The 16974-nt window shown below is 51.5% G+C and carries 12 protein-coding genes and 3 tRNA genes; 4 read left to right on the forward strand and 11 right to left on the reverse strand.

From position 1 onward, the window contains the following. Nucleotides 1-165 precede the first annotated feature (165 nt). The 7 genes from glgD to modD all read right to left on the reverse strand — a co-directional run bounded on the left by glgD (nucleotide 166) and on the right by modD (nucleotide 10009). Nucleotides 166-1290, reverse strand: coding sequence for a glucose-1-phosphate adenylyltransferase subunit GlgD (gene glgD / locus DXB92_RS07520; RefSeq protein WP_021682524.1), 1125 nt, complete (start codon nucleotides 1288-1290; stop codon nucleotides 166-168). A gap of 15 nt (nucleotides 1291-1305) precedes the next feature. After that, the gene (locus DXB92_RS07525; protein ID WP_021682525.1) at nucleotides 1306-2508 is read right to left on the reverse strand and encodes a glucose-1-phosphate adenylyltransferase; all 1203 of its coding nucleotides are present in this window, start codon (nucleotides 2506-2508) and stop codon (nucleotides 1306-1308) included. A gap of 91 nt (nucleotides 2509-2599) precedes the next feature. Beyond that, on the reverse strand, nucleotides 2600-4654 hold the full coding sequence (gene glgB, locus DXB92_RS07530; protein WP_117733395.1) for a 1,4-alpha-glucan branching protein GlgB: 2055 nt from the start codon (nucleotides 4652-4654) through the stop codon (nucleotides 2600-2602). Nucleotides 4655-4824: 170 nt separating this feature from the next. Then, nucleotides 4825-7170 (reverse strand): SpoIIE family protein phosphatase, encoded by a 2346-nt coding sequence (locus tag DXB92_RS07535; protein ID WP_117733396.1) that lies wholly within the window; start codon nucleotides 7168-7170, stop codon nucleotides 4825-4827. Between the two features lie 359 nt (nucleotides 7171-7529). After that, nucleotides 7530-8444: a LysR family transcriptional regulator gene (locus DXB92_RS07540; RefSeq protein ID WP_021682530.1), complete on the reverse strand. Its 915-nt coding sequence runs from the start codon at nucleotides 8442-8444 to the stop codon at nucleotides 7530-7532. An 11-nt stretch (nucleotides 8445-8455) separates the two neighbouring features. Further along, nucleotides 8456-9136 (reverse strand): 5'-methylthioadenosine/adenosylhomocysteine nucleosidase, encoded by a 681-nt coding sequence (locus DXB92_RS07545; RefSeq protein ID WP_242986623.1) that lies wholly within the window; start codon nucleotides 9134-9136, stop codon nucleotides 8456-8458. Between the two features lie 15 nt (nucleotides 9137-9151). Further along, nucleotides 9152-10009, reverse strand: a complete 858-nt coding sequence (gene modD, locus DXB92_RS07550; RefSeq protein ID WP_117733397.1) for a ModD protein — start codon at nucleotides 10007-10009, stop codon at nucleotides 9152-9154. A 287-nt stretch (nucleotides 10010-10296) separates the two neighbouring features. On the opposite strand from modD, the gene DXB92_RS07555 reads away from it, so the two are divergent. Both DXB92_RS07555 and DXB92_RS07560 read left to right on the forward strand, forming a co-directional pair. After that, nucleotides 10297-10848 carry a hypothetical protein gene (locus DXB92_RS07555; protein WP_117733398.1) on the forward strand — a complete coding sequence of 184 codons (552 nt, stop codon included), beginning with the start codon at nucleotides 10297-10299 and terminating at the stop codon, nucleotides 10846-10848. A 282-nt stretch (nucleotides 10849-11130) separates the two neighbouring features. Further along, nucleotides 11131-12051, forward strand: a complete 921-nt coding sequence (locus tag DXB92_RS07560) for a nucleoside kinase (protein ID WP_181976968.1) — start codon at nucleotides 11131-11133, stop codon at nucleotides 12049-12051. Between the two features lie 440 nt (nucleotides 12052-12491). On the opposite strand, the gene DXB92_RS07565 is transcribed toward DXB92_RS07560, so the two are convergent. The 4 genes from DXB92_RS07565 to DXB92_RS07580 all read right to left on the reverse strand — a co-directional run bounded on the left by DXB92_RS07565 (nucleotide 12492) and on the right by DXB92_RS07580 (nucleotide 13946). Further along, entirely contained in the window at nucleotides 12492-13439 is a 948-nt protein-coding gene (locus DXB92_RS07565; protein WP_117733400.1) for a CPBP family intramembrane glutamic endopeptidase, read from the reverse strand. Between the two features lie 112 nt (nucleotides 13440-13551). After that, a tRNA-Leu gene (locus DXB92_RS07570) sits at nucleotides 13552-13638 on the reverse strand. An 87-nt stretch (nucleotides 13639-13725) separates the two neighbouring features. Next, nucleotides 13726-13812, reverse strand: a tRNA-Leu gene (locus DXB92_RS07575). Nucleotides 13813-13859: 47 nt separating this feature from the next. Next, nucleotides 13860-13946: transfer RNA gene (locus tag DXB92_RS07580), tRNA-Leu, on the reverse strand. A 240-nt stretch (nucleotides 13947-14186) separates the two neighbouring features. Between DXB92_RS07580 and DXB92_RS07585 the strand changes: the two genes are divergently transcribed. Together DXB92_RS07585 and thiI are read left to right on the forward strand one after the other, a co-directional pair. Next, nucleotides 14187-15317 (forward strand): cysteine desulfurase family protein, encoded by a 1131-nt coding sequence (locus DXB92_RS07585; RefSeq protein WP_117733401.1) that lies wholly within the window; start codon nucleotides 14187-14189, stop codon nucleotides 15315-15317. Between the two features lie 425 nt (nucleotides 15318-15742). Continuing rightward, nucleotides 15743-16921: a tRNA uracil 4-sulfurtransferase ThiI gene (gene thiI / locus DXB92_RS07590; protein WP_117733402.1), complete on the forward strand. Its 1179-nt coding sequence runs from the start codon at nucleotides 15743-15745 to the stop codon at nucleotides 16919-16921. Nucleotides 16922-16974 lie beyond the last annotated feature (53 nt).

A 16974-nucleotide genomic window follows, 5' to 3' on the forward strand; every position in this document is an offset into this window, starting at 1 on the left:
TGTGCGACAGATGCGTCGTCGAATTTTTCGTCAGATGAAACAAAAAGCGGAGTGAATACTTGATGTATTCACGAGCATTTTTGTGACATATGACGGGAAATTTGCAAGCAGATGGCGTGCAAAGTCGCCAGACGCTCTTTGTGCGGTATTGCCTAAGAAAAGCTTTTAGATCGTTGCCTTTTTGCCCAGATACAGCGGGTATTCCGGAGAACCGGTCAGTACGCGGTTTTCAGAAATGGTCACGTTTTTGTCTGCAACAATGGCATCAATGTTGCAGCCCTCGCCGATCTCTGTACCCTGCATCAGAACGCAGTTGCGTACAACAGCACCCTTGGCGATCTTGACACCACGGAACAGAACGCAGTTTTCCACTGTGCCCTCGATCATGCAGCCGTCTGCCACCAGAGAATTCTTGACGTTGGATTCCAGACCGTATTTTACCGGTGCATTGTCGCCGACCTTGGTGTAGATCGGAGCTTCGCTGTTAAAGACGTTGTTGCGGGTGTCAGTATCCAGCAGAGCCAGATTTGCCTTATAGTAAGCTTCCAGACTGTCGATCTTGAAGAAGCGTCCCTTGTGTTCATATGCCTTGAAAACGAAATCGTCCTTCCGTGCCTGAAGCAGGTCACGGATCAGGCTTTTCTGGTTCTTGCTGATCGCTTCCAGAACCACCTGCTTTAAGAAGTCCGTGGTCATGATGAACATATCCAGAGAGATGTTGCACTCGCCGGACAGCATCGGATTGGTCAGAACTTCCTTAATGGTGTTTTCTTCGTCGATTTGCAGAATGCAGCCGTTTGTGCTCTTGTCGCGATTGTACAGCCCCTTGGCATAGATCACGGTAATATCTGCACCGCTGCTCTGGTGCTGTGCCAGTGCATCAGTGAAGTCGATCGTGGTTACCAGATCGCTGTTTGCCAGAATGACATACTGTGCCTTGGTGTGTTCTACGAAACTCCAGATATTGCTCAGTGCTTCCAGACGACCCTGATAGGTACCGCCGCCGACCTGACTGAACGGCGGCAGCAGGTGCAGACCGCCCTTTTTCCGAGCCAGATCCCATTCACGGCCGGAACCCAGATGATCCAGCAGGGAGCCGTAGTTGGACTTGGTGATAACGCCGACTTCGGAGATGCCGGAGTTTACCATATTGGAAAGCGGAAAGTCTACCATGCGGTAACGTCCGCCGTAAGGGATCGAACCCATTGTCCGCAGCTTGGTCAGATCGATCACTGCGGAGTCATTGATACTTGCAAAAATTAACCCTAAAACATTCTGATTGATACTCATTTTACGCCACCGCCTTTACAGATTTTCGGAAATAATTTCTTTCGGAAGAACACGCTTGCCGGAAGAGATCGTGATATTATGACCGAGAACGGCGATGCCCCAATCGTCACGGTTCGGGACGGATTCCGGATTCATACCGATCATGGCGTCAGATTCAACCACGCAGTTTTCACCGATGATCGCATATTCTACAACAGCATTTTTCTTGATGGTAGTGCCGGGCATAACGATACTATACTTGACAGAAGCACCTTCTTCAATGGTGACACCGGAGGAGATGATAGAGAAGTCCACGGTGCCGTCCACCACGCTGCCCTCTGTGATCATGGAGTTTTCCACGTGTGCATTTTTACCGATGTACTGCGGCGGCATGTTGTTGTGGCGGGAATATACTTTCCAGTTCGGATCGTACAGGTTCAGCGGTACGCTGGGGCTGAGCAGATCCATGTTGGCTTCCCACAAGCTGTCCAGTGTGCCGACATCTTTCCAGTAACCCTCGAATTCATAGGCGAACAGGCGTTCGTCATTTGCCAGCATTGCCGGAATAATATCCTTACCGAAGTCCTTGGAACCGGTGTTGGCGTTTTCATTTTCGATCAGATACTTCCGCAGCTTCTCCCAGGAGAAAACATAGATACCCATAGAAGCCAGTGTGGATTTCGGTTCCTTCGGCTTTTCGGTGAAGTCTACGATACGGCCTTCCTCGTCGCAGGTCATGATGCCGAAGCGGGAAGCTTCCGAACGGGGAACGTCGATAACAGCAATGGTGCTGTCTGCATTATTGGCGATGTGGTAGTCCAGCATTTTGGAGTAATCCATTTTATAGATATGGTCGCCGCCCAGAACGATCACATATTCCGGATCATAGCGTTCAATAAATGCCATGTTCTGATAGATAGCATTTGCAGTGCCCTCATACCAAGATGCCCCTGCGGCGGTCTGATACGGCGGCAGGACATGAACACCGCCGTGCATTTTGTCTAAATCCCACGGCTGACCGTTTCCGATGTATTCGTTCAGCACCATGGGCTGGTACTGTGTCAGAACGCCGACTGTATCGATGCCGGAGTTGATGCAGTTGGAAAGCGGGAAGTCGATGAAGCGATTCTTACCGCCGTAGGGGATTGCCGGTTTTGCAACTTTTTGAGTCAGGGCATACAGCCGGCTGCCCTGTCCGCCAGCAAGCAGCATGGCGACGCACTTTTTCTTGATCTTCATGATATTCCTCCTAATATAAATTCAAAATTCCGTATGGAATGGGTCAAGCTAAACTTTTGAATACACAAATATACTTTAGGGCAATAAGGGATTACACACTTTCTGACTTTGTGGCTTTCTTTTTACGGGCGGAAACCGATGCCGTCGGTTTTGCTGCACTTTCTGTGCGGATCACGGTTTTTTTCGGTTTTACGGCTGCTTTTTTCGTTGTGGTACTTTTCGCCGCAGTGGTTTTTCGCGGTGCCCGTTTTTTCACTGGTGCATATTCCAGATACAGTACAGACAGGGGAGCCAGTGTCATAGAAATGCACTGCTCAAAGCCGTGCATGGAAATCGGCAGGGTTTCGAATTTCTTTTCGGTGATGCCGCTGCCGCCGTAGACTGCCGCATCCGTGTTGAATACAGTTTGATACCTGCCCTCTTTGGGAACGCCGATTTTGTAATCGTTCCGCTGTACCGGACAGAAGTTGCAGATCGCAATGATCTCTTTTCCGTCGTCGTCGATGCGGCGGAATGCAATGACGCTTTGCTGGTAGTCGTCGTGGGAGATCCAGCTGAATCCCTGCCACGAGTCGTCGTCCTGCCACAGTGCAGGGTGTTCCAGATAGAACTTGTTTAGATCCTGTGAGAACTGTTCCATTTGTTTGTGAGCCGGCTGTTCCAGCAGCTCCCAATCCAGTTGAGTTTCATAATTCCACTCGTTTTTCTGAGCGAATTCCTGTCCCATAAAGAGCAGCTTCTTGCCGGGGTGAGCCATCATGTAGCCTAGGAACGCACGGTAAGAGGCAAATTTTTCTTCCTCGTTCTGCCCGCTCATTTTCTGGAGCATGGAGCATTTTCCATAGACGATCTCGTCATGGGAGATCGGGAGAATGTAGTTTTCCGAGAAACAGTAGAAGAACGAGAATGTCAGCTTGTCGTGGTTGAACGCCCGATAGATCGGGTCTAATGAGATATAGCTGAGCATATCGTTCATCCAGCCCATATTCCACTTGAAGTTGAATCCCAGACCGCCCATATCCGTGGGCTTCGTCACCATCGGCCATGCCGTGGATTCTTCTGCGATCATCAGAATGTCCGGATTCCGTGCAAAGGCGGCTTCGTTCAGGTGCCGCAAAAAGTCTACCGCTTCCAGATTTTCGTGTCCGCCGTAGACGTTGGGCCGCCATTCGCCGTCCGGTCGGTCGTAGTCCAGATAGAGCATCGATGCTACCGCATCTACCCGCAGACCGTCCAGATGAAAATCTTCCAGCCAGCAGCAGGCACTGGAGATCAGGAACGAGCAGACTTCGCCTTTTCCGTAGTCAAATACTCTGGTGCCCCAGCCCTTGTGTTCCATTTTCAGGGGGTCGGCATATTCATAGCAGTATGTACCGTCGAACTCGCAGAGCCCCATAGGATCCTTCGGGAAGTGTGCCGGCACCCAGTCCAGAATGACACCGATGCCTGCCTGATGAAACATGTCTATCATTTTCCGGAAGTCGTCCGGTGTGCCGTGTCGGGAGGTCGGTGCGAAATAGCCGGTGACCTGATACCCCCACGAGCCGTCGAACGGGTATTCCGTCAGCGGCATAAATTCAATGTGGGTGTAGGACATCTTTTTCAGATAGGGAATGATCTCCTCTGCGAAGCCGATATAGCTGGGGAACTTTTCCTCCGGCTTGTGCTTCCACGAAGAAATGTTCACCTCGTAGATGTTCATGGGGCTTTTGTAGGGGACGTGTTTTTTCTTTTCCAGCTGCCAGTCGCGATCCTCCCAGACATAGCTGCTTTCGAACAGCTTGGAAGCCGTTCCCGGCCGTCGCTCATAGTGAGCAGCATAGGGGTCGGCTTTGTCCAGAATCTGACCGTCTTCAGTTTCGATGCTGTACTTATAACTGTCAAATTGTTTCAGTCGGGGCAGCTCTGCCTCCCATACCGTGTCAGAGATCTTGTACATCGGGTGACAGGTGCGGTCCCATTGGTTGAATGAACCGATGACAGATACACTCTTGGCGTGAGGTGCCCAGACGCGGAAACGATAGAACTGTCCTCTGCCTCGTCGGAACGGGTGTGCACCAAAGAATTTATGTGCTTCAAAATTTTTTCCCTGATGGAATAAATACAGTGGAAAATCATTTGCAGTGGTTTTCTGTGCGGATTGCATAGCATACCCTCCTTTTGTTTTCTATTCATATTTTAACATATATAGGAATGTATTGCAAGTTATTTTTGTGGTAACTAGTAAATTTCATAGAAACAACCAGAATTAAACTTGCATTTTCGGCATGTTGCACAAACAGATAAACTGAGAATAGACACTATATATCACATTTGTTACGACTGTAGCAGCCTTGCGGCACAAACTGTCACGTCGTCCCGTCGATTTCCGCCGGCAAAAATTTCTGCCTTGTCACAAATTTCCATTACGATTTGCTCCAGATCGCTGCTGCTCTCCAGAAGCTGCCGAATGAGGGGATACGTTTCCTCGCTGACTCCGTCGGACAGCATCAGAATGATGTCATCGGGGTAGAGCATCACGTGCCGCACAGAGGCTTCGCCCTCCGGCTCCAGTCCCAGCGGGAATGTGGTGGCACTGATGCGGGAAACCTTTCCGCCGTGGCGGATCAGGGTGGCGGCGGCACCGGATTTCATCATGGTCATTTCGCCGGCATCGAGATCAAAGCGGGCAACATCGAGGGTGGCAAAGGTTTCCTGCGGGGACTTGGTGAGAAGCAGTCCGTTCATCATGCGGATTGCCGCCGTCCCGCAAATGCCGCCGCTGATAAACTTGCGGAACAGTTCTGTTGTCATGCGGGATTCGATCGCAGCATTTTTGCCGGTGCCCATGCCGTCGGACAACACCAGATAGGGATTGCCGGCGTTGTCGGTGAACAGCAGTGCCGTGTCGCCGGAGATCGTTTCCTGACTGGCGTGGAGGGCGGAAGTGAAATGTTCCAGCCGGTACTTCGGTCGCTGGCAGAGCCGATAGCGAACCGTGTCACCGGAGAAGATCGGATCCAGTTCTTCCAGTGTCAGATTCAGCGATTCCGACAGAATGTGTTTGATCGTAGGCAGGCAGCCGTCCAGCTCCCGTCCCTGACAGCACATTTCGATCATCAGCCGGTCGGATTGGGTGTGGTATACGGCGGCGGAGTCACAGGGGTAGCCGTAGTGCAGCAGCTTCCGGCGGACAGTGTCGCTCAGTTCGCTGCTGTAGCGGATATGCAGATGGTCACTGGTCGCATGCAGCAGGTCTTCTGCGGCTGCCAGCTGTTCCAGAAGTACCGTGCGGCTTTCTGCTGTCCGTGCCGCCAGAAACCGTGCCTTCCGGCGGTTGGCGGCGTGGCGGGAAAACAGTGCCCGCAGTCGTTCCTTCCGGCTGCAATGTGCCAGTTCCTCCGGAATCGGCGGCAGGTCTGCTCCGAGGTGGGATTCCATTTTCCGGAAGCCGGTGAGGGTTTCCTCGTATGCCGATTCCCAGCACCGCAGCTTGTGGCGGCAGCTGCCGCAGACGGTTTCGCAGACTTCACGGGTGGCATCTCCGGTGGGTTCTTCCTGCGGCAGAATGGCTGCAATGGCATCGGTATCTTCCCGCACACTGCGAATGGCATCTGCCATGTATTGCAGACGGGAGGACAGGGGCAGCGTGTTGTCGGAACGGTCGGGCAGGTCGGTGACCAGCCACTTGTCCAGCCAGCTGCTGTCCAGAAACAGAAAGGCAGCACTGCCCAGAAACAGGTTGATGACAGCGGAGATCTGGAGCAGGCTGGTGCCGAATGTAATCAGTGCCATAAGCGAGAACAGGAAGAATACGCCGGCGATCAGGAAACGGTTTTTTTCTGCCAGATACCCTACCAGCAGACCGCCCACCGGCAGGATCAGCAGGGGCATGCCGGCTTCCGGCGAGCCGAGGATCGCACCGCAGGCAGAGAGTGCACCGCAGATCACACCGCCGGTACAGCGGAATTTCTTTGCCCCGATCAGCGTAACTGCGACGCTGATGATGCCGCCGGCGTTCATGGAGGGAATTCCATAGCAGCTGAATGCTGCCACCGTCAGAATCAGAACCACTGCCGCGGCACAGCCGTCTGTGGAACGCAGCGGGATCTTTCCGGTAGAACGGACGCTGGCAAAGACGGCATGCATAAAGTAGGAGGCACAGCCGGTGAGGGCAGCAGTCATGGTGTAGCCGATCACCTCCGCACCGCTGGCGTGGAACAGCAGGGAAACGACAATGCCGGAGAAAAAGACACACAGTCCGGTGCTGCATGCGATGCCGGCGGAAGTTTTGGCAGGGCGTTTCATCACCCGCAGGCAGACGACCACCACCAATGCAAACAGCAGGGGCAGATTGTCCAGCATGGTGTTGGAGATGAGGTAGGAGATCAGGCTGCCGGCAAGCACGGAAACGGCACCCGCAGAGCCGAGGTTGGCGGCAATGGCAATGGGCAGCGGAGAAGTCATGTTGCCCACAAAAGTTCCGGCGAGGAGCAGACCGGAGAGAAATCCGCCGCAGCTCTCATAGAGCATGCGGGGAACGCGGGGACGGCGGAGAAGCTGGGAACGGCTGGGATTGTGCATGGTGGAAACGTCCTTTCTTTGCGGCGGCACGGTGATGCTGCCTTGAAAATGCTTTGTGGCAATACCGCACAAAGAGCGTCTAGCGACTTTGCACGCCATCTGCTTGCAAATTTCCCGTCATATTTCACAAAAATGCTCGTGAATACATCAAGTATTCACTCCGCTTTTTGTTTCATCTGACGAAAAATTTGACAACGCATCTGTCGCACAATCTTTGTGTGGTATTGCCTTGTGTATCTATTATAACGATATGTGGAAAAAATATCTGTCAGAATCTCTTGCACCATTTTAGGACAATGTGCTTGAATCTGCGGCGGCAGGGCGGGCAATCGGGAGAAGGTGCGTTTCCGGTCAGTTTGGCGAAAAAATCAGAGCGTGTTCTCGTATTTGGAGAACACGCTCTGATTTATACGGCAATACCGCACAAAGTCGCCAGACGCTCTTTGTGCGGTATTGCCCTACTTCTTCTGATATTCCGCCAGCACATGCTGCAATTCCTGAATGTACAGTTTTGCGGCACGGCTGGTCTGTGTCTTGGGGTTGGAGATCCAGCCGATCTCCATGCGTTCCGCCGTATCCAGCGGCACGGAAACAATGTCGCCGCCGTTCAGGTCGGCACTGACCATACCGCTGCAAATGGTGTAGCCGTTGACTCCGCGGAGCAGGTTGAACAGTGTCGCACGGTCGCTGACGCGAATGCTCTTTTTGTGCGGCACTGTGCTGAGCAGTTCCTCTGCAAAGTAAAAGGAGTTGTGGACACCCTGTTCAAAGCACAGGAACGGATATGGCTCCAGATCTGCCGTGGTGACGGAACTGCGTTTTGCCAGCGGGTGAGCCGCCCGCAGAAAGACGTGAGGTTCTGCCATTGCCAGCGAGTGGAATTCCAGATGATATTCCTCCAGCATGGCACGAAGCACCTTTTCGTTGAAGCTGCTGAGGTAGAGGATCCCGATCTCGCTGTCGAAATTGCGGACATCTTCCATGATCTCATGGGTGCGGGTTTCCCGCAGCGTGAACTCATAGGACTCCGGCGAGAGCCGCTGGATCAGCTGTACAAAGGCATCGACAGCAAAGGCATAGTGCTGGGTGGAAATGGAGCACCGCTGCCGTGTCTGTCGGGTGGCACCGTAGTGCTGGTGGAGCAGGTCTGCCTGTTCTACCACCTGTCGGGCGTAGGAGAGAAACTCTCTGCCGTCCTCCGTGAGAGCGATTCCTCTGGCGGAACGGTGGAAAATGAGAATGCCGAATTCTTCTTCCAGCGTGCGGACAGCACTGGAAAGCGTCGGCTGTGCCACGTAAAGCTGCTTGGCAGTTTCGCTGATGGAGCCGTGTTCCACAATGGCAATGACGTATTGCAGCTGTTGTAATGTCATGACCGGTTTCCTCAAATGGTTTCGATCATGCGGAGCACAATGTCTGCCACACGCTTGGCGGCAATTTTTTCGAACTGGTCGAAAGACATTGCTCCTTCATCGTCGGCGTTGTCCGAGATGCAGCGGACGCTGACGAACGGCACCTGATTCCGGTATGCACACTGTCCCACAGCTGCACTTTCCATATCCACCGCATAGGGTTCCAGCCGCTGCTGGATTTCAGCCTTGACAGCACTGTCTGTGACAAAGGCTTCGCCGGAAACGATACGTCCTACAAAAGACTTCACGCCGAACTCTGTGCAGGTCTTTACCGCCAGATCGATCAGAGACTTGTCAGACGGATAGATGCCACAGTAGGGCGGGTAGTCTTTCAGGAAGTGCAGATCCAGATCATGGGGAAGAACCTCGCTGGAAACGACTACGTCGCAGACGTGGATCTGGTTGTTCATGCCGCCGGCGATACCGGCATTGATAACTGCTGCCGGCTGGAATGTGTCGATCAGTGCCTGCGTGCAGAGGGCAGCGTTGACCTTTGCGATGCCGCTGCAAACATGGACAATGCGGGTGTCGCCTACCTGATTGATGTAGTAGTCAAAGCCGGCTTTTTTCTGAATTTCCGAATCCGGCAGACCGTTGCGAATGTCTGCCAGTTCCGACGGCATAGCCCCGATGATTCCGATTGTTTTCAACATAAAAAATTCTCCTTGTTAATTGGTGTGAAATTGTGCCTGCATCTGAATCGGTTCTGCCCGATAGAATGCGGAGCTGACCAGTCCGTCCACGCCGGTGGCAGCATATTCGGTAACGTTTTCTTCTGTGAGGTTTCCGGCGGCAACTATGGTGCAGTGAGGATATACTGCCTTTACCTGTTCCACTGCCGCTGCCAGTGCGTCCGGCTGCATCTGGAAAAACTGAATGGCATCTACGCCGACAGACAAACAGCGGAGAGCCGTTTCTGCGGAAGTAGTTTCCACAAAGACTTTCTTTTCACAGAAGTGGCTTTTCTGCTGGGGATACCGTTCCAGAAAAACGTCCAGACCGCCCATGCAGGCGATATGGGTTTCGTAGATCAGGACAGTTTCCGACAAGCCCATGCGGTGCGGAATCACGCCGCCGGCAACCACTGCCTTGGTGACCAGTGCTTTTGTACCGGGGAAATGTGCCCGTGCCGCAGTCAGGGAAATGGCAGGGGAAATTTCCTGTACCCGATTGAGCATGTTTCTGGCTTTGGTGGCAACGCCGGAACAGTGGGAAAGCAGGGACTGACAGATCTTCCACGCACGGTGCAGGTCACAGACGCTGCCTTCTGCGGTGAAGAACAACTCGCCGGCTCCGATCTGTGTGCCGGTGGGGAGGGAATAGGCGGTGGAAAGTCCCAGCTTGGAAAGAATGCGGGAAACCTCCTCGGTGCAGCAGAGCACGCAGGGTTCGCGGGTGTAGAAAGACAACGAGCCCGGCTCGTCCCCGATGTCCAGCCCCAGTGTGGTCAGATCCAGATACGGGGTATCCTGCTGGATCAGGGCATCCAGTTCGCTGTCCGGAATATAGATCAGATCGCTACGCATTGTGATCGCTCCTTTTTCATTGTGATGCTACCATTATACCACAAAACCGCTGTGTTGTCCACTGATTTTCTTTTTCGTTTCGGGCGGATTGCTTTCTTTTCGAAATGAGGCGGTAAAAAGGAACAGGAAAGTTTTGCAACAAATTTTAGGACTGTACTGCACAATTGCCAAACGGGAGAAAATGTGATATAATGATGATAGATTGTCAAGTCAAGTGCAACATAATCAGAGAAAAATAGATTTCTGAAGAGGTCTTAAGGAAGTATAGATTGACAGAAAGGTTATTTATGAAAAGCAAAAGAAAACTACGATTTCTCATACCTATATTCTGTATCGTTCTATCACTTGTCATCTATCGTTTGGCGAATGGCTTGATGAGAGAAAGAGAATTTCAGCATATGCCAGAAATATATGAGATACCGAATACTTCACAAGTGTTTACGCAAAACAATGTCACGACAGTTCGGACGAATTATATCATAAAAAGTGAGTATACGGATTTGGATCTGCTGCATCAAAAAGTACAGGATTTTATTTATGATAATAATATCATCAATACCTCAATCAGTTATTCAGAAACAGAAAACTACTATATAAACTTAAGGTTTTATCGCATTAGTAAACAGCTTTCTTTTGATTTTGAACAAATACCGGGGTTCGGAGGAGACGTCATCGAAAATCACAATGAAGATATGATTGCAGAAGTTTGTCTTTTTCCAAATTCTTCAGATCAATTGTATTATACACTTTGGAACAAAACGGAGAATAATAAAGATGGATATAACGATGTGATAGAGGAAAGGTCTTTTTATGAAGCACTGCGAGGCGTTGCATCATGATAATCTGAAACAACATGGAATTTGAAAAATTCATTTTTACTTTTTATGCTCAAGCTGTATCTAACTTACAGAACAATAAGATCGTTTTATACTCACTCCGTATTTTTGCTGGGTGAGTTTTTTATTTGATACTTTAGGAGTTGATTATGCGGCAATGCATTAGGAAAATGCACAACACCTATCTTCTTTGATTGACAAAAATTGTGGAAATATGCTATAATACCAATAGCACATCTGGATATGTGCAAGTGCAGTTATGATTGCAGAAAGGTGGAAACGACCATGAAATATCGAGAACTCACAGACATCAATCAGGAAATGACAGCCTCCGAGAACGCCTTGCAGCAGGCAGATCAGGCATTTCTGGGCGAACTGCAAAAGGTGGCAGAATCGATCCGGCAGACTGCGGCAGAGCGTCCGGTGATCCTGCTGGCGGGGCCCTCCGGTTCGGGAAAGACCACGACGGCATTTTTGCTGGAACGGTTTCTGGATCGCTGGGGTGTGGAAACGCATACGATTTCCATGGACAATTTCTTTTCCACCATGACACCGCAGCAGCGGGAACTGTCCGCCAAGGGCAAGCTGGATCTGGAATCGCCGGCACGGGTGGACATTCCCTATCTGAATCAGCAGCTGCAAAAAATCATTGCCTGTGAACCCACATGGCTGCCGCGGTATGAATTCCCCACAACCACACGGATCGATCAGGACTGGCAGCTGACGCGAAAGCCCAACGAACTGTTGCTGCTGGAGGGAATCCACGCCCTGAATCCGGAAGTAATCACCATTCCGGAGGAAATGACCGTGCGGATTTACGTCAGTGTGCGGACGCGTGTGACCAACGGGGAAACTGTGCTGCACCCGTCGCGTCTGCGGCTGATGCGGCGAATGCTGCGGGATCGGAACTTCCGGCATCGCAGCGTGGCAGAAACTCTGTCCATGTTTGAACACGTGCAGGCGGGGGAGCACAAGTATATCGCCCTGTATAAGAAGCGGGCATTGTTTTCGGTAGATACGTTTTTGCCTTATGAGCTGGGCATTTATAAGACCTTGCTGGACGGGGAACTGGAAGCAGAAATGCAGCACCCCCTTCTGCGGGAATTGCGGCAGATGTGGGACGACGTAGAACCGCTGCGGCTGGAACAGGTGCCGGCGGATTCACTGGTGCGGGAGTTCGCGGGGGATAGTGCGTTTCATTATTGAGGGGAATCGATTCGGGTGGAACTGGAAATTTTTGCGGAAGCGTAGCTTCTAGTGCAACCGTGTCAAAACCGTCCGGCGGAATTCGCTCGTTGCACTCGCTGTCCGCCTGTGGCTTGCCAACGCCGATTGTTGCCCTTGCCTGTATTTGTGACGTTGATATTCAGGCGTTTTCTGGTGTAGGTGGGTAACTTTATTTTGCACGGTGTTTGCAAGTTTATATATAGCCTCCCCTGAAAGGGGAGGGGGACCGCCGTTAGGCGGTGGAGGGGTTCACCCTCTACAGCAATCAACCGATTTCACAAGGAGTTACGCTTCTTTTTTTCTTTACTGAAAAGAAAAAAGAAGCAAAAAAGAAAAGAGTTCGCATTTTTCCTGTACTGTAAGATTCAAGTATCACCCGAAGATTGCACGAGAAATTAAAATGTAAGGGCAACAGTACCTCACCACTTTTGAATCCCCGAAATCGCCACCCCAAAATTCCCCACAAAAAACGTCACCATAGCAACAGCAGTAAAAGCCGCAGCATAGCACTTTTTCGCACAGCGATTCTTTTGCAGGTAATGCCTCAGCTGTTCCCGATGATGCAGCAGCCAGAACGCGGCGAAAGCGAAAAAGAAAATGTTGATTCCCCGATAGAGATAGTCCTGTGCGGCAGGGGAGAGATACCCCATCAGCCAGCCCAGCAGTTCACCGAACACCAGATTATTGACCAGATGCAGCACAATCGACCAGCGGAGAGAGAACTTTGCCGCCATGTATCCCAGCACCAGTCCGGTGAGAAATGCAAATATCATCTGAAACAAGTTGGCATGCATCACGCCGAACAACGCTGCGGAAACCACAATGGCAAACACGTTCCCGTACTTCTGAAACTGCCGCATGACCAGCCCGCGGTAAATGAGTTCTTCTCCCACAGGGGCGAAAACAGCGGTATACAAAAACATGGAAACTGTGGTGCTCTGAGCCGATGCGGCATTCAGCTGTCCCATAGCGGTGTAGCCGCACAGCCGGAGCAGAAATTCCAGCACGTTCCCGAACAGCGAGTAGATCAGCTGGGCACCCATGAAAATACAGATCAGCAGTGGCAGCCTTTTCCACGGAAGCGGCTGCTTTTTTTGAAACACCACCTGCGGCGGCGTATCCCGTCGGAAATACCAGCCCAGAAACAACACGCCGGCAAGCACTGCCACAATACTGGAAACACCGCTGTTGGCAGCGTTTTCCTCCAGATGCTGTAAGAGGACTGTCCTTTCGGCACTGTCAGAACAAACCAGCCGGACAAAGCAAACACGTGCCAGTGGTTCCAGTGCGAAAATGACGTACCGCAGCAGGGTATACAGCACCAGCCCCAGCACAATAAAATTGGTATCTCTGCGGACCTTTTCCATGAGAATCTCTCCTTTATAGGTATAAGAACCTGTCTTCGCATATTTCTTGTGAAGACAGGTTCTAACAAAAAAAGCTGACCATGCTTTCACATGATCAGCTTTTCCATATCCTTGGTGCGGATAAGAGGACTTGAACCTCCACCCCCTTGCGAGGACTAGCACCTGAAGCTAGCGCGTCTGCCAATTCCGCCATATCCGCGGCAGTTGTTTCCGTTTGATTACCCGATGGAAACACCCGAAATGGGAAAGAGTCGGGGATGCAATTCAAAATTTCAGAGAAAGCTTTTGGTGCGGATAAGAGGACTTGAACCTCCACCCCCTTGCGAGGACTAGCACCTGAAGCTAGCGCGTCTGCCAATTCCGCCATATCCGCATAGATACGCTTTCTCGACCATATGAACTTTTGCATCAATGAAAACATGGTGCGGATAAGAGGACTTGAACCTCCACCCCCTTGCGAGGACTAGCACCTGAAGCTAGCGCGTCTGCCAATTCCGCCATATCCGCATTTCGCATGTCGTGTTTTCAGCGACAAGAATTATTATAGCACAACACTTTCGATTTGTCAAGCCTTTTTTTCAAATTTTTTCGATTTTTTTCTGATTTCTTTGAGAGTGCCGAAAAGTCACGCAATTTCAGGGCTTTTCTTCTACCTGCACAAATACTTGCACAAAATGATAAACTGTGATATAATAGAAAAGCATTATTCCGAATCGAATTCTGGAATCATTTGTAGGGGGAATCACAATGGAACATTATTTGGATAACGCTGCAACGACCAAGCCGTGTGCAGAAGCTGCTGCGGCAGTGATGAGCTGCATCTCTGCACATTACGGCAATCCGTCCTCGCTGCACCGCAAGGGACTGGAGGCACAGCACGAAGTGGAATACGCCCGCAATCAGATCGCCGGTGCTCTGGGCTGCAAGGCACAGGAAATCGTTTTCACTTCCGGTGCGACAGAAAGTTCCAATCTGGCGATCCGCGGGGCGGTGGCAGCATACGGCAGAAAGCGAAAGAAAATCGTTGCCAGTGCCGTGGAGCATGCTTCTGTGAAAGCGACCCTTTCCTATCTGGAAACGCTGGGCTTTACGGTCGTTACCGTGCCGCCGGCTGCGGACGGAGAGTATCATACAGAAGACTTTCTGCGGGAAATAGACAGCAGCGTCTGTCTGGTGAGCATGATGCTGGTGAACAACGAAAACGGCTGCCGGCTGCCGGTGGAAAACGTATTCCGCATGGTGAAGCGAAATGATCCGGAGATCATCACACACTGTGATGCTGTACAGGGATTCCTGAAAATTCCGTTTAAGCCGAGAACACTCTGTGCCGATCTGGTTTCAGTCAGCGGGCACAAGGTACATGCTTTAAAAGGTGTCGGTGCTCTGTATATCCGGCATGGCGTGCGGGTGAAACCGATCCTGTGCGGCAGCGAACAGGAACGGGGGCTGCGTCCGGGCACAGAAAGTGTGCCGTTGATTGCTTCGTTCGGGGCGGCAACGGAAAAGCTGTCCCTGAACATCGAAGAACGTCTGGAACGGGTTTCTCAGCTTCGCAGCAGTCTGATCGCACAGCTGCGGGAAATGGACGGCGTGATCATTCGGGACATAGAGGGAGCATCTCCCTATGTGCTGAACATTTCTCTGCTGGGCTATCGCTCGGAGATCGTGCTGCACTATCTGGAGCAGCGGGAAGTCTATGTTTCCAGCGGCTCGGCATGTTCCAAGGGAGCCAGCAGCGGCGTACTGGAATTATTCGGGGCAAAGCCCGCAGAGGTGGACAGTGCCCTGCGAATCAGCTTCTGTGCAGAGAACACAGAGGAGGACATTGCGGCACTGGTACAGGGACTGGGGGACGCACAGAAAGAACTGATGCACTGATACGGCAGAAATGCTGAAGGCAATACCGCACAAAGATTGTGCGACAGATGCGTCGTCAAATTTTTCGTCAGATGAAACAAAAAGCGGAGTGAATACTGGATGTATTCACGAGCATTTTTGTGAAATATGAGAGTCTGTTTCGTATCTGACGTATGCAGATTGCGTCGTCAGATTTTTTGGGAGATGAAGGGAAAAACGGAGAAAATCCTTTGTGGATTTTCGAGTATTTTCCCGAAATATCTCGGAAAATATGCACGCAAGATGCGTGCGAGAAGATACGAAACAGGCTCTGAAGGGAAATTTGCAAGCAGATGGCGTGCAAAGTCGCCAGACGCTTTTTGTGCGGTATTGCCTGAAATACCGGAAAACACGGATAAGCCCCGCCAGGCGGCTTGATGCAGTGTTTCCATAGAAGGAGAAAACCAATGGCAAAAGAATTGATTTTGGCAAAATACGGAGAAATGGCACTGAAAGGGCTGAACCGCGGTACTTTCGAGGACATTCTGATGAAGAACCTGCGTCGCCGTCTGAAAAAGTTTGGTGCATTCAAGCTGAACCGTGCCCAGTCCACCATTTATATGGAACCGCTGTCGGAGGACATCGATCTGGACGAGGTGCTGGAGCATTTGCAGTGTGTGTTCGGCATCGCGGCTCTGTGCCGTGCCTGTGTCTGCGAAAAGACCATGGAGGACATTTCCGCCAAGGCGGTGCCTTATCTGGAAGAAGTTCTGCTGGGAGCAAAGACATTTAAAGTAGAGGCGAAGCGGGCAGATAAGGCGTTCCCGCTGAAATCGCCGGAGATCTGTGCGGAACTGGGCGGCATTCTGCTGGATGCGTATCCGCACCTGTCTGTTGATGTACGTCATCCGGACGTGACTGTTATGGTAGAGATCCGCGACACGCACGCATTCGTACACGGTGCAAATCTCAAAGGTGCCGGCGGTCTGCCGGTGGGCAGCAGCGGCAAGGCACTGCTCCTGCTGTCCGGCGGTATCGACAGCCCTGTAGCCGGCTATCGTATGGCACGCCGCGGCGTACACATTTCTGCCATTCACTATGTCAGCCCGCCGTATACCTCCGACCGTGCACAGGAAAAGGTGGAGCAGCTCTGTCAGGAACTGACTCCGTACTGCGGAAACATCGCCTTTTTCTGCGTACCGTTTACGGAGATTCAGAAGGCGATCAAGAAGTATTGTCCGGAGGAATATTTCACTGTCATCATGCGGCGGCTGATGATGGAGATCGCCCAGAAAATCGCGGCAAAGGACAACTGCCTTGCCTTGATTACCGGCGAGAGCGTGGGACAGGTGGCAAGCCAGACCATGCAGGCAATTGCCTGCACCGATGCAGTCAGCAGGATTCCGGTATTCCGCCCGCTGATCGGTTCGGACAAGACCGAGATCGTAGAAACTGCCCGCATGATCGGCACATTCGAAACCTCCACGCTGCCCTATGAAGACTGCTGCACCGTGTTCACTCCGAAGCACCCCAAGGTCAGACCGTCCCTGGAGGAAGTGGAAAAGGCACAGGGCAAGTTCGATTTTACAGAAATGGTCAACAAGGCTGTGGAAGGCACAACGATGAAAGTGTTCGAGCTGTCTTAAAAACCACAGAAAATTTTTGTAGGGACGGGCTCTGAAACTTTTCTTTTCTTAGA

Origin of the sequence: Ruminococcus sp. OM06-36AC (assembly GCF_003438725.1) — a bacterium.
GTDB lineage: Bacteria > Bacillota > Clostridia > Oscillospirales > Ruminococcaceae > Ruminococcus_C > Ruminococcus_C callidus.

Coding starts and splice junctions, on each gene's coding strand:
- glgD (WP_021682524.1), bottom strand. CDS start 1,290: ATGAGTATCAATCAGAATGTTTTAGGGTTAATTTTTGCAAGTATCAAT.
- DXB92_RS07525 (WP_021682525.1), bottom strand. CDS start 2,508: ATGAAGATCAAGAAAAAGTGCGTCGCCATGCTGCTTGCTGGCGGACAG.
- glgB (WP_117733395.1), bottom strand. CDS start 4,654: ATGCAATCCGCACAGAAAACCACTGCAAATGATTTTCCACTGTATTTA.
- DXB92_RS07535 (WP_117733396.1), bottom strand. CDS start 7,170: ATGGCGTGCAAAGTCGCTAGACGCTCTTTGTGCGGTATTGCCACAAAG.
- DXB92_RS07540 (WP_021682530.1), bottom strand. CDS start 8,444: ATGACATTACAACAGCTGCAATACGTCATTGCCATTGTGGAACACGGC.
- DXB92_RS07545 (WP_242986623.1), bottom strand. CDS start 9,136: ATGTTGAAAACAATCGGAATCATCGGGGCTATGCCGTCGGAACTGGCA.
- modD (WP_117733397.1), bottom strand. CDS start 10,009: ATGCGTAGCGATCTGATCTATATTCCGGACAGCGAACTGGATGCCCTG.
- DXB92_RS07555 (WP_117733398.1), top strand. CDS start 10,297: ATGAAAAGCAAAAGAAAACTACGATTTCTCATACCTATATTCTGTATC.
- DXB92_RS07560 (WP_181976968.1), top strand. CDS start 11,131: ATGAAATATCGAGAACTCACAGACATCAATCAGGAAATGACAGCCTCC.
- DXB92_RS07565 (WP_117733400.1), bottom strand. CDS start 13,439: ATGGAAAAGGTCCGCAGAGATACCAATTTTATTGTGCTGGGGCTGGTG.
- DXB92_RS07585 (WP_117733401.1), top strand. CDS start 14,187: ATGGAACATTATTTGGATAACGCTGCAACGACCAAGCCGTGTGCAGAA.
- thiI (WP_117733402.1), top strand. CDS start 15,743: ATGGCAAAAGAATTGATTTTGGCAAAATACGGAGAAATGGCACTGAAA.